This window comes from Micromonospora sp. NPDC048040 (genome assembly GCF_055587185.1).
The window spans coordinates 1-20,782 of the sequence record NZ_JBVJGT010000084.1; the positions used below are offsets into that span (position 1 = coordinate 1).

The following is a 20,782-nucleotide window of genomic DNA, read 5'->3' on the forward strand; positions in this document are numbered from 1 at the left end:
AACAGGACTCTCGACAAGCCCTATTTTCCCTGATCAGAAGGCACTTCTTCGTTTTCAGTCCACTCCTTGGACAGCCCTCAACGAAGGGCCGAGGTTAGGCTGGCCGGCTGCCGTACGGAAGGCCGAGTGTGACAACTGATCGAGTCAATCTTCCCGAGCTTTGGCGACTCCCCTGGAGAGACGTCGATCCCGCCGCGCGGCCCGCGTTCGACCCGGCCGGTGTCGCGGAGCTGGTGCGGGTGCTGCCGTCGGCCGCCGAGGTCCCGCCGGCCGGCTCCGACTGGCGGCTCATCGAGTTCTGGTACGACCGGATGACGGAGGCGCTGGTCGACCACCTGGGCGACTGGGTGGTGGGCTGGTGGTACACCGTCGCGTTGGAGGACTACCAGGACCGCGGGGTCATCCCAGTCTGGCGGGCGGAACGTCCTCCGGTGACGACACCGGATGAGACGCTGACCCGCCTCGCTGACGCCGTGGTGGCCTGGCATGAACTGCTGGTTGAACTCGCCACCGGTGCGCGCGGCCGCTTCGCGGAGGCGGCCGCGGCGGCAGCGGACGGTACGGGCGAGCCGCCGGCCTGGCGGGTTGTTCAGGGCAATGGCCGGATCACCATCTACACGGCGCCCCAGGACCGCCGTCTGCCCCATCCGAGTCGGTTGAGCTGGGCGGACACCGATCCCCCGGATCGGATCTTCGATCCGGACACAGTTCGGGCGGTGGTGGGCGATCTGCTCGCGGCGTTCGAACTCCCGTCACCGGAGGCCGACTGGCGTCTCAGAGACCTGTGGCTGGAGAACGTGTCGGCCGGGCTTGTCGACCGGTACGGGCGGTGGGCGGTGGGTTGGCGCTGGTCGGTCGGCGAGGGCGACTTGGATGGTGGCCCGGTTGGCTCCTGGTGCTGCTTCTCGCACTCGGTCACCACGCCGGGGGCGACCGCGGCCACGATCTCCGCGGCTCTGGTGGAGTGGCGCGACTGGCTGGACGATTTGGCGGAGCGGTTCGACCGGTTCCTGCCGCTTCCCTTCGGCGACCTGGACGGATGGGAGCGCGCGGTTGCTCATCTGGTGACTGCGGTCGGTGACCGCACGCAGTACGAGTCCGGCTGGTACGGCTGCTGCATAACCGTGCTCGGCTGGTTTCTCGACGCGGCCGGCATCGAGTCCATCCGCCGGGAGGAACTGCTCGACCACGCGGTCGCCGGCCGCTTCGACAGTTGGGTGGAGCCGCCGAGAGCGGTCGTGGAGTCGGTGGCCGAGGACCTGGCCCGGCGGGTGGCCGTTGACCACGCCTGATCACTTGGCGGTGTGGCAGCGGTTGCGGGATACCGTTGGCTGGCGGGATGTCGTCCCGCACCCGAAGGCGCCGGTGTCGGCGATTCGTGACGGCTTCGTCGGTTTCGCCTGCGGATCCGCCGGGCATGGCCCGCAACGGCTGAGCCGGTTGCTGACCGCGTACGACGACGTGCGGCTCGAAGCCGCCGCGGGTGCCGACCTCACCTCGGACCTGCTGGCCCGCTGGAACCGGATCATCCGTGGTGTCCCGGTCGCGGCGTTCCGCCGGGCACCGGCGCACGCGAAGAACGGCCGGGAACGGTACGGGCTGCACGCCGACACCGAGCACCGGTTCGCCTCATCTCTGGCAGAGACCGCCGACCGGGAAACACCGGTGACGGCCCGTGCGGCCCGGGCCTATCTCGACGTCGCCTTCTTCCACCCGTACGACGACGGCAACGCGCGTTTGGCCGGGCTGGTGCTCCAGTTCGTGCTACTGCGCGAGAGCGTCGAACTCGACGAGGTCGCGCCGATCCTCACGACGGTGCGCCGCGCCGACGACGCCGAGGGAGCAGCGGACCTGGCCCGGCTGGTCCACGGCATCGCCACGGCCACCCATCGCCGCTGGCTGCGGGCGAACGGGTAGGCGAAGATCGACGATGCCAGGCGGAATCTAGGTCAAGGTCAAGCGCGCACTTCGGCCGCGAAGCGATCGTCGCCGAGGGTGATGTCGGCGCCGGGCGCCAGCATTCGGTCGTGCCGAATAGCGGATGTGCTTCAATCCGCTCCGGTTCCGCGGTCATCTGGGGAGCGCCGGTTCTCAGCCGCTCGTTACCCACGTCAGCATCGCTTGCCAGTGGGCCGGAGACGGCGTGTGGGCTGCGTCCTCGCTGATGCGAATCTTGGCGTTGGGCATCCGTGCGGCGATCAGCGGTGCGTCGGGAACGGCTCGGCCGGGGTCGTGTCGACCGGCCCAGATGAGGACGCGGCAGGGCACGTCGCGTAGGCCGAACCTCCATGGGCGGATGTCGGTGGCGAGCCAGTCGCCGGCCAGCCCGGCCGCGCCTTGGCGGGCACCTTCGCGGTTGGACTCCTCGTAGGGCCGCATCCAGGGGTCCTGGCCCGCGGCAAGCAGTTGCCGGTGCTGCTTGAGCGGATCCTCGGCGTACCATGCGGCGGCGCGGGTCACGTAGCGGCGCCCGAACCCCGGAACGGTCCGCAGGGCCCACGCCTGAAACCGCTGCCAGCCACGCACCGTGCGCAGTTCCCGATAAGGGCCGGTGAAGCCTGCGGCGACCACCCCGGTCAGTCGATGCGGGAACCGGGCCCCACAGGCCACGGCGTACGGCGCGCCACCAGAGAACCCGATCAGGCCGAAGCGCTCGATCCGCAGAGAGCTCATCAGCGTACCGACGTCGTCAGCGACGCCGAGGAGCGTTGGCTGTCGGACAGGTGTGGACCGACCGTACCCGGGCCGGTCCACGGTGATCAGGCGGACGCCCGCCAACGCCGTGTCGTCCGGGCGGCTGATCCGAGAGCCCGGCGTGCCGTGCAGGAACACCACCGGCGGCCCGGCCGGATCGCCGTACTCCGCCCAGCCCAGGACCCGGCCGTCCGGCAGCACAAGATCCATATCGTCTCCCCGCTAGACAACTGACCCAGTACAGCGCATAGGCATAGTCGCCGTATTGTGCAGTGTGGGCAATGCCGAAGCGCACTCACATGCCGCCGTAGGTGCGCCGGCCGCCGGCGGTCGTCACAGCGCGTGAGCCTCCTTGGCGCTGGCGACCCCGCTCATAGCCGACAAGGGGGTTCCCACGGCGAAATCCGTGCCATCGAGCGTGCGCGTGCCTGACCGGCTGATCCGCAGCAGCAACCGCTCCCGTCACCGCCGCGCCGCCATCCTCATCTGCCGCGATCCGTGCGTCGCGTAGCGTGACGCAACCCCGGTCGGCCGCCGGTCGAAACTGCCGAGATCAGTGCGTTGTCTACTGCGGAACGTCTGGCCAGTCGGCCACGATGATCAATGGAACAGAGGCTGGCGACCCGTAGTCGTCCCCAGGAAAGTACTCGATGTGCTGATGGCGTTGGACTGCCCGGTCATCGGCGGTCTCGGCTTGCTCGGCCACACCATCGAGTGCATTCCAGATGATGTCGAGATACTCGTGGCCACCGGAGAAGTGCAGCGTGGTCTCGCCCTGCAGACTGACAAGCAGTGGGCCGGCGGTCTCCTCTTGGGCGACGACCCCGCCCGTGATCGCTACCTCGAAGTGCCCAGCATGTTGCCGTAGCAGCCGGCTGAGGGCACGGAGGGCAGCCGGCGGGCCGGCAAGCTCCAGCTCGCCCTCGCTGACGGAAAGACGGCAGCCCCGGTGATCATCCATCGGCGCATTCTCCCTCAACTCGCCGTTCCTCATCCGCCGTCCGGATCTGCCGCCGACAAGGTGGGCGCCGACCGTCTACGCTCGTCACTGTCCGTATATCTACTTGCTCTGCCGCGCTGAGTAGTTTCCGTCGCGCGTCCAGTGCGAGCCGGCTGTTCATGTCGAGTTGACGTCGCTGCCGGGCGACGCTTACCGAGTCATGATCAACTACGCGACTCGATCCGGGCTCCTATACTCGCCCGGTGATCGAGGGATGGTCGGTTGTCCCGGAGCGGGCGGCGGTGGATGCCGCCGGCCCGAACGCCGAGGTTGCGCATGGTGATGGCGTCACCTTCGCTTACGGGACCGACGCCCTGGTCGTGATCGTCGACGCCGGAGACCGGCCCCACGGCAACGCTGTCGACAACGCGAACACACTTGTGCTGCGGGAGCCTTTGCCCGGCGAGGCGACTCAGTGGATGAGTTCGAAGAACAAGTCCAATCAGCCGCTTCTGGGCTTCGTCAAGATGGCCGACGGCTGCCTGGCTCTCGGTGAGCTTTACCAAGCCCACAGCATCTACCGCGGAATGGACCTGTCCACGGGGGAAGAGGGGTCACTTACGTTCGCTGAGCTGACCTGGGGTCAGCGGCTTCCACCCGAACTGCTGGACAAGGTACGGCCGACGCCGAAGCTGCCGGTACCCGGCATCGACTGGCTGGACGATGTGCCGCAGGACCTGACCCGGGCACTGCGGTCGTTTCTGACCGCTTGGTACGCCGATGTGCCGGTGATGCCAGCCACGCCCCACCACGCGGCTATGAAACTTCCGCCCCCGTTGCTGGCCTTCCACGACATCGCCGCCGGCCGCGAGGCGATCCTCGGCCGGCAGGACTCCATCGAGCCACTCGACGAGATCGAGTACCTCGAAGACGAGCCACTCGTGGTCTTCGCGGCCGAGAATCAGGGCGTCTGGGAGGCGTTGATCGACCCCACCGACGACGACCCGGTCGTTTGGTACGACGGCGGCCCGGAGCGGCTGCGCGAGCGGGAACGCCTCAGCGGATTCCTGCTCCAGTTCGCCCTCAACGAAGCGGTGAGCACCTCACCGTTCACCGGCTTCGCCACGGTCACCACGAAGTCGCTGGACCGGTTCGTCGAGGATCTGGTTCCCGTTCCGCTGCAGCCGATGCGGGTACCTGGCGACCCGACGCGCCATTGGGTGGCTCCCGGACTGGTCGCCATGGCCGCCGATCACGGCGAGAGTGGTATCTGGCTGAGCGTCGGCAGCCGGCAACGCTCAGCCCTGCGGCCCCTACGCTCTCGCCTCGACTGGGAACACTTCAACGGCTAGCCAGCAAAATCGCTCCGGCCGAGCGCACCCCTCCTGCGGCGGACGGCACGTACCGCTGGTCGGCGGCCTACCCAAGACCAAGTGCGCACATCTGCCGCGATCCGCGCGCTACGCGGCGTGACGACCGCCACGGACCTTGGCGAACTGATCTGCCGATGAGCGTGCATGGTCCCGCCGGTATCTCGGATCCCCGGTGATGGCCGAAGGTGCTGTGCTCGTCAGGTGGGTTGTGTGTCCCACCAGCGCGGCAGGTCGACGTCCGGCGCTTCCGGGTTAGTGAAGTGGAACGGCACGCCGACATGTCGCGCGACAGCCTGGCCCTGCTCGATCGCCTGTTGTGCCTCCGGCCAGGGCGGTACCCGTCCGTTGAACAGGCGGATGTCGCCGCCGTGTCGTAGCACCGTCAACGGCACTTCATCGAAGTGATCGCGGTTTCGGCCCGGTCGGCTCACGATCGCCACCAAGTCGACGCACCAGCCCTGTGTGTCGCCGTCCCAAAAGGCTTCGACGGCGAGGATTGGTGCGGTGATGGCGTCGGCCTTCTCGATCAGCTGCGCGGTCGTCGGTGGCGGTGGCTCGGGCTCAACGAGACCTTGCCGGTCCAGCTCGACGCGTCGCTCGATCAGCAGATCCTGCGCCTCGTACAGGCCGGGCGGCGGTTGCAGTCCGCCTTCCTGGCGCAGGAGGACGACCGCCTGGATCAGTCGGCCCGTGCACAGCAACTCGTCTATCTGCTTCAGCAACTGCGGGTCTATCGCGTTCCACCAGGCGTTGGTCGCAAGCATCTCGCCATTATTGTCGGACGGCGTCAACGCCGACGGACAAGCCATGATCCGGCATCCGCATCTGCCGCGATCCGCGCGTTACGGAGCGTCATGTCAAGCGAATGGAGCCGACGTCCGGACTTGCCGAGTTGCGGGTGTCGGACGGGCTCACCGCCTCGCTTCCTCGCTCCGTCAGACCGGGGAGGACGAGAGCGCCTCGGCGATCATTCGGTGGCCTTGGGCTTCGAACGACTCGTCGCCTACTCGGTAGGCCCAGGCTGCGGTGCCGATCGCCTCGCGGACTCGGTTGCGGTGCCACTCGTCCGCCTCGCGGGGATCGCTCCTGTACCCGTCGAGAAAGGCTGCCTCGAGGTTCGGGTTGCGGCGGAAGTCCTGGGCGGCCAGCCGGGCGAAGTCCGTGGATGCGGGACGCATCGCCGCACGGCCGAAGTCGATGACGCACACGACGTCGTCGTGGACGAGCCAGTTCCGGGGCTGCCAGTCCCCGTGGGTGGGTACGAGGGTCGCGGGCGGCGTCGGCCAGGCGGCGATCTCGGCTCGTAGTCGCTCCACGGTGGTCGCAGCGATCCGGTGTGGTTGGCTGAGCCACGCCAGTGACTTCTCGTTCTCGCGCCTTTCGTAGTCGTCGTCCGTGACGACAGTCTGGGCGTGCAACAAGGCCAGCAGCTCGCCTGCCTGCCGATAGGTGGAGGGGTCGTCGGCGTGCTTGCTGCCGAGCACCAACTCGCCGGGCAGGTACCGGGTGACGAGGAGCTTCGCGTCCGCGCTGCCATGCACCAGAGTCGGCGCGCGGCCCCTGCTGGTCCACGGACGCAACCAGTTGAGATGGGCGTGGAGCTCCCGCTCGATGTGATGGTCGTCGTCGCCGCCAGCTTTGACGATGAATCGTGACCCGGCATGGGTCATCTCGAGGACAGCGGTCTCCACCAAGCCCCAGCTGTGGTCCCGCTCGACGGTCGCGCCCGGAAGCCACTGGTCCACCAGTGCCCGCTGCTGCAGAGAGAGGTTTCCTAACGCAGAAGTCACAGCGGGGATCCTATGAGGTGAACGACCGGACCCGTCGAACAGTAGGTGGCGACCGCGCCGGACGTCCGCCGATCGTGCGTGACGACAGGCGGCGTGCCGTCACGCACCGTAGTGCTCTTCGTCGTGGCTCAGCATGCGGATCTGCCGATGAGCGGACCGCCCGGTCGGACTCACTCTTGGGGGCCGTCTCCCGTTCGCGCCAAGCGCTCGCGACTCAGATACCGAACCGGCTTGCCGAGCGACTCCGCGTAGGCAATCTCCCGTCGGGTTGACTCACCTAAGTAGCCGCCCGGATCCACGATGTACACCTCGTCAGCCATGCGAATCTTTTGGAAGTGCACGCCGCCAAGCCGCCCCTTCAGGTCCGAGCTGTCGACTGTCCAGTCGTAGTCCGGCAGATCGGGGAGGCTGAACATTCCGAGGCTGATCACGACGCAACCTTCCATCGTGAGCCGCTGGTTGACCTCCGCGAACTCAGCCTCAAACTTGGTCGAGCCGCAGAGCGTGATGACCTTCGCCTCACCCTCGGCCGACTGCGGCGCCTGCTGGTCCTCCATGAGGTTCATGATCGGTGAACGGGCAGGACAAGTCTATCGCCGCCCCCTGGACGTTCGCTCATGCCGCGAGCCGAGTGGAGCGAAGTCGGTGGTGGACGACTTACGGCGGGTCGATCTCGATGGTGGCCATTCCGGTCGTCCCCGTGCGGACGTGCGCCACCACTTGGCCGCCCGGGTCAATGACGCAGGTCGGACCCAGCCCGATCCGGGACTCGTCACGCTCGCCGGTGACGTCGGCGGAGATCAGCCACATGCCCGTCTCCTGGACCCGTCGCGCGCGGATCTCGTTGTGCCGAGCCTGCCACCAGAGTGCCTTCTCGCGGCGCATCATGTTCTGCGCCGGCACCAGCAACACCTGCGCCCCACCCGCTGCCACCGAGGCCGCTGCTTGCGGGAACTGCGTGTCGTAGCAGATGTTGATGCCGAATCGCACACCGGCATGGGTGAACACCGGGTAGGCGTCGCCCGCGGTGAACACCGACTCTCCGCCGGTCAGGAAGGTCTTGCGATACCCGCCTTCCACTCGACCGCCCGTGACGACCAGCGCCGTGTTGTAGTACCGGCCCCGCCACCGCTCGATCATCCCGAGCACGAGCATCTGCCGAATGCCGGCCAACCGTGCCAACACCGCAGCGAACTCCATCGAACACACGTCGAATGCGTGGCGATGCACATGCTGGCCCGTGACCAGATAGCCCTGCAGGAAGCACTCCGGGAACAGCAGCAGTTCAACCCCCGCCGCGTCAGCTTGGCCCGCGCAGTCCTGGATGACCGTCACCGCCGCGTCCACGTCACCAAGGATCTCCCGGGTCTGGCAGGCACCGATCCGCACCGCGCCAACCTACCCGCTAGCCGCGAGAGAGCTGGGTGCGCATCAGATCAGAAAATAGCCGGTCTGGCCCGAAGATCCGGTGCACGGATCTGCCGCCGACCGTGCGCGCCGGTCTCCTACGCCTCGTCACCGTGGGTAAACGGACGGGCGAGGCAGGCAACCAGAGGCGTGGCATTTGAGGCGGCGTCGGACTCGCGAACATCGAGACGGTGAGATGTCCTAGGTGCCGCGAGCGTGGGCGTAGTCGATGAGCGCCCGGCGGTACGGTTCGGGCACCTGCGGCGCCAGTTCGGTGAGCGTGTCCAGGTCGGCGGCCGATCCCGTCGAGCGGGCACGGTATGCGGCGGCGGCCGCCCGCATCGTGACGTCGTCCGGCTCGAGTTCCTCGCCGCGAGTGGCCTGCGCGGCGGCCTCGGCGAAGTCGCCTTCCTCGGCGGCCAGATCGGCCAGGTCGAGGTACAGCGACCAGTTGGCCGGGTCGAGCGCTAGGGCACGCCGGAAGGCAGCGGCCGCCTCGGCGCGGTTGCCGACGTGACGCCAGGTGCCGGCGCGGACGACCTCGGTGAACATCACGCGCCGCACGGCGTCGGCCCGGTCGCACAAGGCGAACGATGCGTCGGTGCGGCCGCACACGCGCAGCAAGATCGCCATGCGGGCCATCGCGTCAGGGTCCGCATGGCGCTCGCAGACCGCATCGATCGCCCGGAACCACGGGGCCAGGCAGTCGCGGACAGCATCAGTGTCGAGGTCACGGTCGTAATCGCGGATACGCATCGTGGCCTCAGCGACGGCGGCCGGGGTTACCGCATTGAGGAATCGCTCGTCGCCGAACCATGGCGCGGACGCCCACGGGACGTCGGGCTGGTAGCCGGTGACCGCGCCGAGCGACATCGCGGCCTCGTCCATGTCACCGTCCACAAAGGACAAGTAGGCACGGGCTAGCATCGGTCCGATCGTGTTTGCCGCCGCGACGACGGCCGTGACCTCGGCGGGCAGCTCGCGCCGCAGGTTCTCCAGCGCGGAGTACGGCTTCGGATCGCGCGGATCGGCGGCGACCGCTCGCGCGATGAAGCTCGTCGCTGCGGAGGGCGAGCCGCCGCAGTGGGCCATCACCTGGGCGAGGGCGAGCGCTCCCGTCGTCGACACGATCGACACTTTAGCGCCGGCCGGCAGCGCGGGCGACGAGGTCCGTACACCGCCAAATGGGCGGTGCATGCCCGGGCCAGGCGAGCGCTGCGCAGAGCGGCTACGGCCAGAAGCTCGGCACTGTCGCGACGGCTGCAGCCGTCTAACGACGATAATCGGGTGCACTCATTTGTCGCCGACCCGGGCGTCACGCTGGGTCACAAGCCTTCGGGCACCCAATCACACCGATTGCTGAGATCGGTTAGTCACTCCACTAGGCGCACCGGGTTCGATAGCCCCCTACACTGCGCCGATGGCGCTGAGCAGAAGGACCTATCGGATCGTCGACGGCGAGCAGATCGAGGGCACGTGGCGGCCGATCTTCATTCGTAACGGTCCGACTTACTTCCTGACTGACCTGCTGGTCTTCGCGGACGGTGCGATCAACTGCTGGGACTGGGTCGACCTCGACGGGCTGCGCGAGAAGTTGAAGAGCGGATGGGTAGCCACGCATCTCAAGCCAGGTGCGCAGGCGTCAGCTCACCATCTTGCAAGCTGGCGCTTCGACGAACCGCAGATGTGGCTGACAGGCGAGGAGCTTCTTGGGGAAGTTGCCGACGAGGTCGACCAACTCAATGGCCGACCTGACTCCACCGGCCGCTGTCTGCAAGCCTTGGACCGTTACCTTGAGAACCGAACGGAGGCTGATCGGCGGGCGCTACTGGCTGCATACTTGGCCGTCCCCGCCCACCTGCGGCACTACGCGTTGGGTGACATGGACGCCAAGGACTGGCCGCTTCGCGTGCTGTGCACTCCGATCGGCGAGCGCACCACCTACGACGAGCTCGTGACCGAGTCGATGCACGCCCAGGCGCACGAGTACTTCGCCGAGTGCGACCGGTCGGTCAAAGACTGGCATGACAACCACCCCGTCGACGGCCCGGACCAGGCACAGAATCCAACGGTGAAACTCGCGTCGATCCCGGGGAATTGGCCCACGGAGCCGGGCATCGAGTGCCTGCGTAACGAGTACCCGGCCACGATCGAGATTGGCGGCGACACCTACGCCAGCGCCGTGCATGCCTACTGGGCGATGGCCACCACCGACGAGACCGCTCGCGCGGCGATCCGCCGCACCACGACAGCCCTTAGCGTCGAGCGCGCCGTCGGACGAGCGCCGATTAGGCAGGACTGGCCCCACCTTCGTCTCACCGCGATGCACACCATCCTACGCGCCAAGTTCAATCAACACCCAGAACTCGCAGACGTGCTCCTTGGGACCGGCGATGGCCGCATCGACTACAACATCAGCTCGGCCTACTGGAGCGGCGGTACGAAAGGCCGCAACTGGCTGGGTCGTCTCCTGGAGCTTGTGCGGTCAGAGATTGTGGCTCAACGAGCCGGCTTCCTCCCGTAGAGGGTGAGCGCGTTTCCGTATCGGCCGCTGACGTCGGCGCTCGTTAGACCCGGCAGGACTGAGCGACGCACGCACATGCCACGACGCGAGCGTTCGCAACCCAGAAAACATGTCGCCACTGCACATCGATGCATGACAGAGAGTCACCAACACGAGAATAACCGACCTAATGGTGGACCAGTCATGGCCCGTGTCCCTGTGGAGCCGACCTCAGCTGTCACAGCCACTCAGCTGCTTGCTGCGGGCGGCCCAGACCATGGGCCGCCCGCCCCGCAGGGTTGCAGCCCATGGGCAGTCCGGTATGGCGAACCCGGCTTTCCTCGGTGGCAACCAACGTGCGGCTCAGTCAGCCCCGGTGCTCATCGCGGGTCACGTCAAAGGTGAGTCGACTGGGCAGACCGCGCGGCGAGACGGTCGTGGGTGCCTGTCGGTAGGAGCCCTGCCGCGGTGAGACGCCGGGTGTAGGCGGCAGCCAACTCGGCACTGGTGTCGTGCTGGCCCAGCGCGGTGAGGATGCTGATCGCCTGCTGGTGCAGGGCCTGGTTGTAGGGGTCGACACGGATGCCGGCCTGGATGAGGTCGAGGGCGCGTCGGGGATCGGGTTCGGCGGCGGCCAGAGCGGCGTAGGCGTCCAAGGCGTGCCGGCGGGCCGCTTCCCGGGCTGGGTGGAGCCATGGCCAAGGGTGGTTGGCGGCGAGGTCGCCGGTGTAGGCGTCGATGACCGCCCGCCAGGCGGTGATCGGGTCGGTGACGACGGTGGCGGCGTACGCGGCGAGGGCACGCAGACGCCACAGGTCGACGTCGAGGTGGGCGGGGTGGAGGCGGTAGCGGTTGTCGGTGTGGTCGATGACGGCCAGGTCGCAGGCGGCTCTGATGGTGGATCGCAGGTCGCTGAGGGTGGTGTAGAGGCGGCCGGTGAGCCGATGTGCGGGCAGGCCTGGCCAGATCGCCTCGACGAGCTGCTGACTGCTGGCCCCAGCTTGGTGCACGGCGAGGAAGACCAGGATCTGCAGGGCGGCGCTGCGCCGGATCTGCAGCGGTGTCCCGTCGATGAGCAGGCTCGGCTCGCCCAGGATGCGCAGGACGAGCCTGCTCCCTGCTGCGGTGTCGGTCGCGGATGGGTGCCTGACCGCGGCTCTGCCGGCTGCCTGCCGGGGGATGCGCGGCGGCTGGGGCGCCGCGACCGGTTCGGGGCATGGGTCTGGTGGGGGGTACGCCTGCGTGATCACGGTGAGCAGGTCGGTGGCCGCTACCGGGTCGAGCACGCACAGGCGGGTCCCCGGCTGTGCGAGATTGTGCCGGGTGTGGGTGTGCCCCGCCTCGTCGACGTGCCAAGTCACGTCAGCATCTGCGGGGTTGAGCACGACTGCGGTGCCAGCTCTCGCCGTCAGCGCCTCCCGTAACTCGCCGAGATCAGATGTGGCCTCAAGGATCAGCAGCGGACGTTCTCCGCGACTCGGGATGTCCGCGCCGCCTTGCCCCAGGGGCAGGCGGTCGGCCTCGTTCATGGCTGGGGTGAGCAGGGATGCGGCACCGTCGACGGTGTCCAGCACGCGCACGCCCGGCATCTGCGTCCAGCCGTGGCCGGCGGGTCCGAGCAGCATGGTCAGGGCGGCACGGGTGATCGCCAGCGGCGTCGCGGGCGGGTGCCGTAAACCGGTCAGGACGGCGATGACCAGGAGCCCGCGGAGAGCGGCCAGGGCACCTGGGCCGGTAAACGCGATGGTGCCGGTCGGCAGATGAACGAGCGGGCCCGAGAGACGGGCAGAAGTGTCGCCGGTGACGGCGGGGGCTGCCGGAGTTCCGGTCGACGCGCTGGCGAGACCGGCTTGAACGGCGGTGACTGTCGCGGGCAGCGGCGCGAGGTCGGTGTTGTCGCGTGCGCCGCCGGGTGGGTGGGGTTGGTAGGCGCGCCGGCGGCGCAGCCACACCAGTCCGGCGGCGACGGCGACCTGCTCGGCGATGTCCCGGGGCAGCCAGCCGCCCGACAGGCTCACCCCGTCCGCGTCACCGGTGTCCAGCATGTCGCCTTGGTACGCGACGGCGTTGGCGTCGGGGATGTGGTCGGCGGTTCCGGCGGCTACGGGCAAGGGATGCTCCGGGGCAGCAGCGGTGGCGCCGGTGTGCGCGCCGGCCCCGAGCGCGGCGGCGCCGGCCATGCCGGTGGCGGTGGCTTGCAGCGGAGTGGGTAGCGGGATCCTACGCAGCCACCGGGCTCCCGCCTTCACCCGCCCGACGGCTCGGATGGTGACAGTGGCGGCGAGCATCAGCCACACCAGCCACGCTCCTGCGGTCAAGGCGATGGCCAGGGTCTGTGCGGTCAGCGGCTGCGCTACCCACTGGCGCATGCCCGGCCAATCGTCTGCCGGCCATCCGACGACCTGCACAAGCACCACCGGCGGCATGACCAGGAGCAGGACGAGGGCCAGCAGGTGGGCGAGTTGCCGTGGCCAGCGCATGTCAGCCACCCCTACGATGCGGCGTCACCGCGTGGGGTGCGGTGGTGGTCATGGTTGGTGTGTCAGTGGTCGGGCGGGGCGGACGAGGCGCGTCCATATCTGCCGGGTCCACCACATCGCGACTGCGGCGGCGTAGATGGTCCCGAGGATTCCGGATGCGGCCTGGCTGACGATCGCCGCGCTGATCACCCCGAGCGGAGCGGCGAGGATCAGGCGCAGTAGCGGTGTGGACACCACCGCCATCACCACCCCGATACCGAGGAGCAGGCCGCCGACCCGGCCGGCGATGTCGATCCACAGCACGAGGTGCGGCCACCGGTCTGCGGTCAGCGAGTATTGGATCAGCGCCATGCCCGCTGCGGCGGTCACCACCGACCCGGTCGGGAACGCTAGTAGCTGCGACCAGCCGCCCCGGGGTGTGCGCCACTGTCGGGCGGCGACGACGGCCATCAGCGCGGCCACCACGACCACCGGGGTGATCGGCAGCAACGCCCACCGCAGGAATGGACCCACCTCCGCGCCGATGTAGACGCTGCCCACTACCGCGTACAGGCCGGCGATCGCCATCCCGAACGACATCGACGCCAGGATGCCCGTGCCGACCTGCGCACCAGCAGACATGGGTGCCTCGCCGGGGCGGGCGGCGAGCGCGGACGCGATCACCGTGCCCGCGCCGAGGGCGGCGATCAGCGCGAATACCGCCGCCATCGCCAGCTCACCCCAGTTCAGCAACGCCCATCGGTACAGGTACGCGCCGTTCCATTCGGCGGTGAGCAGGAACTGCGCTACCAGAGCGAGGGAGGCGAACCCGGGAACCGCGATGGCCACCGCCCGCCGCACGGGCGGCACTGGCGACTCTTCCGCTTCCGTCTCACCCACGACGCTCGCCGCGCCCGCGTCAGCCGCACCACGCACGGCGGCGAGCACCGGATCAGCGACGACCGTTGGCGCCATACCGACCCGTTGGGTCAAGACTTTCTCCACGACCGGCATGGCGGCCATACCGCCGACGCAGTAGAGGCCGGCGACATCGGCCACCTCCACCTCTGCTGCGGCGATCGCCTCGATGGTCAGGTGTGCGACGCGTTCCGCGACCGGCCAGGCGGCTTGCTCCAGCAGTGTCCCGTTTACTACGACGGCCGGGCCGCCGGGCAGCGGCACCGTCACCGCGGGATGCGCAGCCAAGGCGTGTTTCGCGGCGCGGACGCTGGCCACCAACGCCCACCGCGCACCATCCGGTGCCGCCGCGTCCGGCTCAGCATCGGCGAGCATGCCCGTCAAGGCTTCATCGACGGCGAGTCCACCTGCGGACGGGTCGGAGAGAGTGGCGAGGACTTCGAACCCGGCCGGCCCGCGCCGCAGCACACTCACCTCGGCGCCGCCGCCTACATCGCACACGACGATGTACGACCCGACTGGCAATTGGACACCTGAGGACACGAGGTGGGCCGCCACGGCTACCGGCGCTTCCATCAGACGCGGCTGCGGCAAACCCGCGCGATGGGCCGCCTGCCGCAGCCATGTGCGTCGGCGCGGTCCCCACCCGGCTGGCACCACCAGCCGCACATCCTTCACAGCGGTGCCCGCAGCTCTCTGCGCCTGCTCGGCCACATGCCGCAACGTCGCTGCGACCAGTTCCAGCGGTTCAACCTCGCCGCCCGCCACGGTGACCTGCTGCTCGCTGGAACGTCGCGGTGCCGGGATGAACCGCTCCGGCTGCGCCACGGCCGCCTGCCAGGCGCGCTGCCCGGTGATCACGTTTCCGTCTTCAGACAGGAACACCGCGCTGGATAACGCCGGTTCCCCGTCGAACGTCAGCGGCGACCACGAGCCGTTAGGCCACGCCAGTACCCCTGTGGTGCTGGCACTGCCACAGTCGATCGCCAGCCGCGCCTCCCCCGCCTGCATAGACCCCAGTCAAACACGAAGATGATCGTGGCGTCACCCGTGAATCACGCACCGCCATCACGCGGTGGGCGTGTCCTGGCATCGGTCAGCACGTCACCGGCCATACCGCCACTCGGCTTCCTCTAGGTAATCCGCGTGCTGGGCTGTCTCCCAGTCCGCCATGCTCGGATGGCGATCGCGGCAGTACGGCCGCTGTAGATGCTCGACGAACAGGGCCCGTTCGTCGTCGCCCGTCAGGTGCAGACCGCGATCGTCGGTCCCGGCACGCAGGACAGACCTGTCGTCGGGCTCGGCGTTCATGGTGATCTCACCGGCGCGCGGGGCACCGCTGCTTGCGGCCAGGTACGCGAGGTAGATGTACCGGTAGCGGGCTCGCCATGCTCTGGTGCACCCGGGTCAGCCTCTGATCGACCTGCTCGAGGACCACGGCTCCATTCGGTTCCTCCCACCAGCGTCGGTGCATCGAGGCTGGCCCTTGGACACCACGCTCATGGACTTGGGCAACCTGGCGCCATCGTGGCATCCGATCGTCCCTCGGCCCGCCCCGCACGCACGCGCGGCTCGCTGCGGTCCGGCGGGCTGCTCCCCGCAGCAGATTCCCTCGCCGCACCGACGCGGTGGCGCCCTCCTGAGGGTCAGCGAAGGCCTTGGCTGGGCCGCTGCGATGTCGCTGCCCGGAATCCGCCAGCACCCCATCTCATCGATGATCTCCCCGCCTTTGCTGCGGGGACCCGACGTGTATTGGATAAGACGTGGAACCATCGACCACACCCATCCCGCCCGCCGCTCACGACGTCGTCCAGACCTGGAGAAACGCCGCGTTGGCGACCGGTCCCGCTGACCGCAGCCGCGCTGAGGCTGCGGCCCGTGACGCCTACCGCGCTGCCGCCCTCCCGGCGCCGTCACGCTTCATCTGGGGCCTGTCCCCCTGGGCCGCCCTCGATCACGTGCGTCGACTCATCGACGACGGCCACACCCCGCTGGTCGACGTGGTACGCCGGAAAGTTCTGAACAGGTCCCTGTCGGTGGCACGCGCACCACTGTGGGATCAGGTCAACGACGTTGACCGGGTAAGGGCCTTCAGCGGCTTCCACTCATTCTTCGAATGGGAGGGCTACTACGGCGAGCAGCGTTATGACGGCATGGACGAGCGGTACAACCTGATGGAACGCCCCTACCGATGCTCACCCGTCACTGCGGGCGAACGAGCGGCGCTGCAACCCATACTGGGCGCCGTTCGGCAGACATACGACTCCGTCCTTGGCCCTATCTGGGGTGCCATCGGCCGCCCGATCACCGGCGCTTACGCCATGCGCGCCGCCTGGTACTGGGACGACGATCACGGGTTCGTCGACCGGGACGACGAAGGACGGGCCGTCGTCCGGTACAGCCTGCCGGAGATCAACGACATGTACTTCGACGCCGCCTGGTTCTACTACCCCGACCCGGTGGTCCTCGCCGCCATCGACACGTACCGGTCTGTACTGGGGACCGCCCCTGATTCCGGCTGGGAGGGATGCAGGGCCGTCGCGCTCTCCTCCGGTCCGTGGTGGCCGTTCGGCGATGTCGCCGTCATGAGTGAGCGACCGACAGCCCTCCGACTCGATGCCCAGGGACGCCTACATTGCGATGAGATGCCGGCCGTCGAATGGCTCGATGGCAAGCATCTGAGGGCACGGCACGGAGACGTGACTCCTTGATCTTGAAGTGAGCAGGCGTCCGGGATAGTTCAGGCCGGCCCGAACTGTCGATGTCCGTAGTCGTCTGCACGGATGTCCGAGGTCCTCTGCACCGATCTGGGCTCCCGCCTCAGCCCCCATTCCTGCGGTGGGCCGGCTACGGCCGGGCCCGCCGGGAGGTCGCCATCGCCGAAAGCCTGGTGATCGCCGCGTGCGGGTTGGTGCGGGCGCCGGCGGCCGCGATCACCGACCCGGTGTGGGCTGGTCGCCACCGACGAGCGTGACGACGAGCCGGCCGCCGGGTGCGTCTGGTCGATCTGCTCGCCGAGCGGGTCGCCGCCCAGCGGGTCGCCGAGATTTGGTGGGTGCGCTGCGACGCCGACCAGCAGCAGGCCCGACGACGACCGCCCGCAGTGCCGGGCCGGGCGATCTGCTCACCTACGCCGACCGCGAGCAGATCCCCACCCTCGCCGACCGGCTCACCGCGCTGCGCACCCAGCTCCCGTCCTGACCCGCCCGGCCGCTACCACCGCGGCGCCCTGAACGCCAGCAGCGGCCTGTCTGCCACCTGTCCGGGACAGGCGGACAGACCTGTCCGATAACCTGTCCGCGCGAACAGACACCCGCCGGCCCCGTGTCAACCACTGCGGTGTGGCCAAGTGCTGCCAATCCGGTTGGCAATGCCTGGCAGCACCCCCGGCCTGATGGCGTCATCGCGTTGATCTCCGTGGTGATGGCTCGGCGTCATGGCCGGCAGCTTCGAGTGTTACTGGTTAGCGCCTCGGACCAGCGTGGACAGGAACCGGATGGAGTTCTCCACGCGGTGCTTGATCGCGCGCAGGGCGGGGATGTCGAAGTTGCCGGCGGTCCCGTGCGTGCCCTTGTTGAACTGGGAGAACAGGTTCAACACGTCGTTGACGTCTTGCTCGACGAAGTCGCCCAGGGTTTCGTAGCCGGCGCCGTTGAGATCGAGCAGGTAACCGATCTTCTCGCGCCGCGCCACAGCCTTGCCGTCTGGTCCCCGCGCGCAGTCTGGCTTGGCCTGCAGCACCGCGGCGTCGGGAGCGTTCATGTCGATCAGCTTCACCACGACCTCGCGGGCGCTGGTGCAGAAGTGCCGCGCCGCGTCGGGATTGCGCGGGTTGATCGCGAACCGGGCGCCCTCCCAACGGTTGTGCAGGTCGAGCGACAGAGACGACAGCTCGTCGGTGAGCGAGGTTCCCTCGATCTGCTCGGCATCGGCGGCCGTGCCGTCTAGAAGAGTGTTGGCGAGCTGGGCGCTGTTGGCCGTCTCGGCTTCCGCCAGGTCGGCCAGTTCCTGCCCGCGCGCGTTCCAGCCCTCGGACTGTTCGTCGACGTGGGAGTACGCGGTATGCAGCGCGATGGTGGAGGTCTGCACCGTGACGTAGCGGGTCGCCGAGCGTTGCCGGTTGACCCGTGCGATCTCGGCGTTGAGCCGCTGCCGGTTGGCGCGCACGCGGGCGTTGTACGCGCGAACCTCGCGGTTGTGCTCGTCGACGGCGCGCTTGAGCTTGCGGTTGTAGTCCGTGACCTCGCGGTTGTAAGTGTCGACGGCCCGCTTCACCTTGCGGTTGTGCTCGTTGACCATGCGGTTGTACTGGGCCGGCGTGACCTTTCGTGGCATATCAACCTCCGCGCGCGAGAATACGCCTGGGGTCCGACAGAAACGCAGGTCAGTTCGGTGGGCGCGTCGGCGTTCACTGGTCGTTGTAGCGCTCGACGAGGACACGGCGCACGCCGGCGTCGAGCATCGCTTGCGCGCGGTGCTGGCCGTTGTTGTAGCCCTCGCGGCGTGGCCACGGCGCGTACGGGCGGATTGTGTCGACCAGCAGCGAGTCCAAGGCCTCGCGCTCCCATTCGGTGAGGCGCCGCGCGTCCGGGTGGTCGAGCACGTACGACATGGTGTCGTCAAAGGAGAGGCCGTCGGCCTTGGCTTGCTCGGCCAGCCAGATGGCCAGCCGCGTCACCTTCTGCCAGTCGCCGCCGTGGTACCAGCAGCAGTCCCGGCCGCGGCGGCGCGGCACGAGCTGGCGGCCGAAGCGACGCCACCACGGCACCCCGGCCGCCATACAGCCGTCCTCGCGAAACGGGGTGGGACGTGGCAGCCAGACCACGAGCCGGGCCGCGTACGTCGATTCAGGGTCCGGCTCGATCTCGGGCGCGATGAAGCCGCTGCCCCGGGTCAGGTCGACGGGCCGGCCGACGAGCGCGTCGATGTCGGCCGGCGACACCGACAGCCACTCAGGACCGTGCAGGGTGTGCTCGGCCCGGTCCGCGGTGAAGGTCACCAGCTGCGGACCGCGGCTCGGCAAGCTGCTCTCATCGTCGGTGACCATGACTTCCATCCAGACCGGCGGTTCCGGTTCGTCGGGGCAGTACTGCCGCCACACCACCGCCGCGCGCTCCTCGGCCGCGTTGGCCAGCAAACGGCCCTCGCCGGCGGACGACATCTGCGTGGCGATCGCGACGGGACGCAGGCCGGCCGCGGTGAACAGCTGCAACCGGAACGTCGTACGCCAGCGCGCCTCGGGCGGCAGCCGGAACATGTGCTCGTTGACGACCTGCTCGCGCGGTCCGGCGAGAGCGGCCAGCGGGGCGGGCAGGGGCGGCACATCGGTGGTCATGCCGGCACGGTAGCCGCTCCCAGGCTGATAGCCGCGAGGGCGTCAACGCGTCGCCAAGAGTGCGTTAAGACTGCGCCCGGCCGGTCGCCGCAGCCGCCCGCGTTCGCGCAGGGCGGAGTGCGGTCGCCGATGACACGGCGACCGCCGGCCGGGGATCAGCTCTGTATTTACTCGGCAGGTTGGCGATAGGTGGCGTCGAACCAGCGGATGAAGCCCATGGTGTTACCCCACTGCTCAGCGATCCGCTCGTGGATTGCACGCTGGTCGTGGCCGGGGAGGAACTGCCGGGCGCCGGCGACGACTCCGCCGCACCCGCAGCCGCAGGTTCGCGGCCGGTCGAGAGGGTGGTCGTCTACGTAGGTGACCGGATTGCGGTATTGATCGAGGCTGGGCTGGCCGATCAAGCCGTCATATACGGGGTCGCCGGGTTCTAGGACGGTCCCGACGATCGCGGACTTGCCGCCACCGACGTCCTCGAAGTCGTCGATTTCGTCACCGGCTTTCGTCACACCGGGTAGGGCCTGCCGGGTGGTGAGGGCGACACGCGCCATCTCGGCCTCCCGGCCGGCGCCAGCGGCCACGAGGGCGTCTGCCTGGGCGTGCGCATCGTCAACGGCCCGGTCGGGCCAGTCGGCGTCGTCCAGCCACGCCTCCGCGGTGCCGAGCAGCTCGTGCCAGTCGGTGATCTCCGGCTGCGTCTCGGCCAGCGTGAGCAGTGCCAGGGCCCACGCCCGCGGCGTGTAGGCGCGACCCCACCGCAGCGCGGCCACGTCCAGCGGCCGCAGGTGCGCCGCGTACGTCTGGGCCTGCGTCCGCAGGGTCACGGCCGCCGGGCCGTCTGACCACCGCGCCCACCAGTCACCCCGTCCGACACCGTCGGACTCCCACGCCACCACGACCGGCGCGCCCGCCCACTCGGTGAGCAGCTGGGACAGCCACGCGGCCTGGTCACGCTTCCTGGCCATGACCCCACCCCGACTTTCGTCACACGAATTACGTCAGCCGTACCTCAGGTTCGCGGGTTCGGTTTCCATGATCGTGGTGAGGTAGTCGCGAACAAGGGCGATGGTGCCGGGTGCCGGTGGGGGGTCGGCTGGGCGGCCAGACCGGCTGCGAGTTCGGCGTGCCGGGCATGGAGTTGGGCCAGTGCGAGAACTGAGGGCGGCGCCCGTGTCGGAGGACCGGCAGCGGGCGGTCACCGTGCCGAGTGGCTCGCTCTGAAATCCCTCGGTATTCAGCGTTGCTATCTACTGGTACTTAGTGTTACCGTCTACCGGTAGTAAGCGTCGCTCAGTAGTGAGGGAGATGGCATGGGCAGCCAGATGACAGAGATGCTGAAGGGCACTCTCGAAGGCATCGTGCT

The 20,782-nt window shown here is 68.7% G+C and carries 19 protein-coding genes; 6 read left to right on the forward strand and 13 right to left on the reverse strand.

From position 1 onward, the window contains the following. The first annotated feature begins 128 nt into the window (after nt 1-128). Both ACZ6O2_RS34620 and ACZ6O2_RS34625 read left to right on the forward strand, forming a co-directional pair. A complete protein-coding gene (locus ACZ6O2_RS34620; RefSeq protein WP_466025937.1) occupies nt 129-1,292 on the forward strand; it encodes a hypothetical protein in 1,164 nt (387 codons plus the stop codon). 73 nt (nt 1,293-1,365) lie between these two features. Continuing rightward, the gene (locus ACZ6O2_RS34625; protein WP_466025938.1) at nt 1,366-1,917 is read left to right on the forward strand and encodes a Fic family protein; all 552 of its coding nucleotides are present in this window, start codon (nt 1,366-1,368) and stop codon (nt 1,915-1,917) included. Between the two features lie 174 nt (nt 1,918-2,091). Here the strand turns inward: ACZ6O2_RS34625 and ACZ6O2_RS34630 are convergent, their stop codons facing one another. Further along, on the reverse strand, nt 2,092-2,895 hold the full coding sequence (locus tag ACZ6O2_RS34630) for an alpha/beta fold hydrolase (protein WP_466025939.1): 804 nt from the start codon (nt 2,893-2,895) through the stop codon (nt 2,092-2,094). Between the two features lie 364 nt (nt 2,896-3,259). Then, nucleotides 3,260-3,688, reverse strand: coding sequence for an Imm32 family immunity protein (locus tag ACZ6O2_RS34635; protein WP_466025940.1), 429 nt, complete (start codon nt 3,686-3,688; stop codon nt 3,260-3,262). Between the two features lie 209 nt (nt 3,689-3,897). Between ACZ6O2_RS34635 and ACZ6O2_RS34640 the strand changes: the two genes are divergently transcribed. After that, nucleotides 3,898-4,986 carry a hypothetical protein gene (locus ACZ6O2_RS34640; RefSeq protein ID WP_466025941.1) on the forward strand — a complete coding sequence of 363 codons (1,089 nt, stop codon included), beginning with the start codon at nt 3,898-3,900 and terminating at the stop codon, nt 4,984-4,986. A gap of 218 nt (nt 4,987-5,204) precedes the next feature. Here the strand turns inward: ACZ6O2_RS34640 and ACZ6O2_RS34645 are convergent, their stop codons facing one another. The 5 genes from ACZ6O2_RS34645 to ACZ6O2_RS34665 form a co-directional block, all read right to left on the reverse strand. Continuing rightward, a complete protein-coding gene (locus tag ACZ6O2_RS34645) occupies nt 5,205-5,771 on the reverse strand; it encodes a hypothetical protein (protein ID WP_466025942.1) in 567 nt (188 codons plus the stop codon). Nucleotides 5,772-5,942: 171 nt separating this feature from the next. Continuing rightward, a complete protein-coding gene (locus ACZ6O2_RS34650; RefSeq protein ID WP_466025943.1) occupies nt 5,943-6,797 on the reverse strand; it encodes a phosphotransferase in 855 nt (284 codons plus the stop codon). Nucleotides 6,798-6,967: 170 nt separating this feature from the next. After that, nucleotides 6,968-7,354 carry a hypothetical protein gene (locus ACZ6O2_RS34655; RefSeq protein ID WP_111132304.1) on the reverse strand — a complete coding sequence of 129 codons (387 nt, stop codon included), beginning with the start codon at nt 7,352-7,354 and terminating at the stop codon, nt 6,968-6,970. A 100-nt stretch (nt 7,355-7,454) separates the two neighbouring features. Beyond that, complete coding sequence (locus tag ACZ6O2_RS34660) at nt 7,455-8,186, reverse strand: carbon-nitrogen hydrolase family protein (protein ID WP_466025944.1); 732 nt, start codon at nt 8,184-8,186, stop codon at nt 7,455-7,457. A 219-nt stretch (nt 8,187-8,405) separates the two neighbouring features. After that, complete coding sequence (locus ACZ6O2_RS34665; protein ID WP_466025945.1) at nt 8,406-9,332, reverse strand: tetratricopeptide repeat protein; 927 nt, start codon at nt 9,330-9,332, stop codon at nt 8,406-8,408. Nucleotides 9,333-9,624: 292 nt separating this feature from the next. Here ACZ6O2_RS34665 and ACZ6O2_RS34670 point away from each other — a divergent pair, with 292 nt between their 5' ends. Then, nucleotides 9,625-10,728, forward strand: a complete 1,104-nt coding sequence (locus ACZ6O2_RS34670) for an NADAR family protein (protein ID WP_466025946.1) — start codon at nt 9,625-9,627, stop codon at nt 10,726-10,728. A 374-nt stretch (nt 10,729-11,102) separates the two neighbouring features. On the opposite strand, the gene ACZ6O2_RS34675 is transcribed toward ACZ6O2_RS34670, so the two are convergent. The 3 genes from ACZ6O2_RS34675 to ACZ6O2_RS34685 all read right to left on the reverse strand — a co-directional run bounded on the left by ACZ6O2_RS34675 (nt 11,103) and on the right by ACZ6O2_RS34685 (nt 15,395). Then, nucleotides 11,103-13,187, reverse strand: a complete 2,085-nt coding sequence (locus ACZ6O2_RS34675) for a hypothetical protein (protein WP_466025947.1) — start codon at nt 13,185-13,187, stop codon at nt 11,103-11,105. Nucleotides 13,188-13,235: 48 nt separating this feature from the next. Further along, entirely contained in the window at nt 13,236-15,095 is a 1,860-nt protein-coding gene (locus tag ACZ6O2_RS34680; protein ID WP_466025948.1) for an Hsp70 family protein, read from the reverse strand. A gap of 93 nt (nt 15,096-15,188) precedes the next feature. Continuing rightward, nucleotides 15,189-15,395 carry a hypothetical protein gene (locus tag ACZ6O2_RS34685; protein ID WP_466025949.1) on the reverse strand — a complete coding sequence of 69 codons (207 nt, stop codon included), beginning with the start codon at nt 15,393-15,395 and terminating at the stop codon, nt 15,189-15,191. Nucleotides 15,396-15,847: 452 nt separating this feature from the next. Here ACZ6O2_RS34685 and ACZ6O2_RS34690 point away from each other — a divergent pair, with 452 nt between their 5' ends. Continuing rightward, a complete protein-coding gene (locus tag ACZ6O2_RS34690; protein ID WP_466025950.1) occupies nt 15,848-16,795 on the forward strand; it encodes a DUF6745 domain-containing protein in 948 nt (315 codons plus the stop codon). A 340-nt stretch (nt 16,796-17,135) separates the two neighbouring features. Next, nucleotides 17,136-17,285, forward strand: coding sequence for a hypothetical protein (locus tag ACZ6O2_RS34695; RefSeq protein ID WP_466025951.1), 150 nt, complete (start codon nt 17,136-17,138; stop codon nt 17,283-17,285). Nucleotides 17,286-17,540: 255 nt separating this feature from the next. Here the strand turns inward: ACZ6O2_RS34695 and ACZ6O2_RS34700 are convergent, their stop codons facing one another. The 3 genes from ACZ6O2_RS34700 to ACZ6O2_RS34710 form a co-directional block, all read right to left on the reverse strand. Further along, nucleotides 17,541-18,383 carry a pPIWI-associating nuclease domain-containing protein gene (locus ACZ6O2_RS34700; RefSeq protein WP_466025952.1) on the reverse strand — a complete coding sequence of 281 codons (843 nt, stop codon included), beginning with the start codon at nt 18,381-18,383 and terminating at the stop codon, nt 17,541-17,543. Between the two features lie 109 nt (nt 18,384-18,492). Continuing rightward, entirely contained in the window at nt 18,493-19,419 is a 927-nt protein-coding gene (locus tag ACZ6O2_RS34705) for a hypothetical protein (protein ID WP_466025953.1), read from the reverse strand. 167 nt (nt 19,420-19,586) lie between these two features. Continuing rightward, nucleotides 19,587-20,384 carry a hypothetical protein gene (locus ACZ6O2_RS34710; RefSeq protein ID WP_466025954.1) on the reverse strand — a complete coding sequence of 266 codons (798 nt, stop codon included), beginning with the start codon at nt 20,382-20,384 and terminating at the stop codon, nt 19,587-19,589. Nucleotides 20,385-20,782 lie beyond the last annotated feature (398 nt).

Excerpts from the sequence above, each read along its gene's own strand:
- ACZ6O2_RS34670 (WP_466025946.1), top strand. The coding sequence starts at position 9,625 with ATGGCGCTGAGCAGAAGGACCTATCGGATCGTCGACGGCGAGCAGATC.
- ACZ6O2_RS34635 (WP_466025940.1), bottom strand. The coding sequence starts at position 3,688 with ATGAGGAACGGCGAGTTGAGGGAGAATGCGCCGATGGATGATCACCGG.
- ACZ6O2_RS34700 (WP_466025952.1), bottom strand. The coding sequence starts at position 18,383 with ATGGTCAACGAGCACAACCGCAAGGTGAAGCGGGCCGTCGACACTTAC.
- ACZ6O2_RS34645 (WP_466025942.1), bottom strand. The coding sequence starts at position 5,771 with ATGCTTGCGACCAACGCCTGGTGGAACGCGATAGACCCGCAGTTGCTG.
- ACZ6O2_RS34710 (WP_466025954.1), bottom strand. The coding sequence starts at position 20,384 with ATGGCCAGGAAGCGTGACCAGGCCGCGTGGCTGTCCCAGCTGCTCACC.
- ACZ6O2_RS34680 (WP_466025948.1), bottom strand. The coding sequence starts at position 15,095 with ATGCAGGCGGGGGAGGCGCGGCTGGCGATCGACTGTGGCAGTGCCAGC.
- ACZ6O2_RS34685 (WP_466025949.1), bottom strand. The coding sequence starts at position 15,395 with ATGAACGCCGAGCCCGACGACAGGTCTGTCCTGCGTGCCGGGACCGAC.
- ACZ6O2_RS34655 (WP_111132304.1), bottom strand. The coding sequence starts at position 7,354 with ATGGAGGACCAGCAGGCGCCGCAGTCGGCCGAGGGTGAGGCGAAGGTC.
- ACZ6O2_RS34705 (WP_466025953.1), bottom strand. The coding sequence starts at position 19,419 with ATGACCACCGATGTGCCGCCCCTGCCCGCCCCGCTGGCCGCTCTCGCC.
- ACZ6O2_RS34675 (WP_466025947.1), bottom strand. The coding sequence starts at position 13,187 with ATGCGCTGGCCACGGCAACTCGCCCACCTGCTGGCCCTCGTCCTGCTC.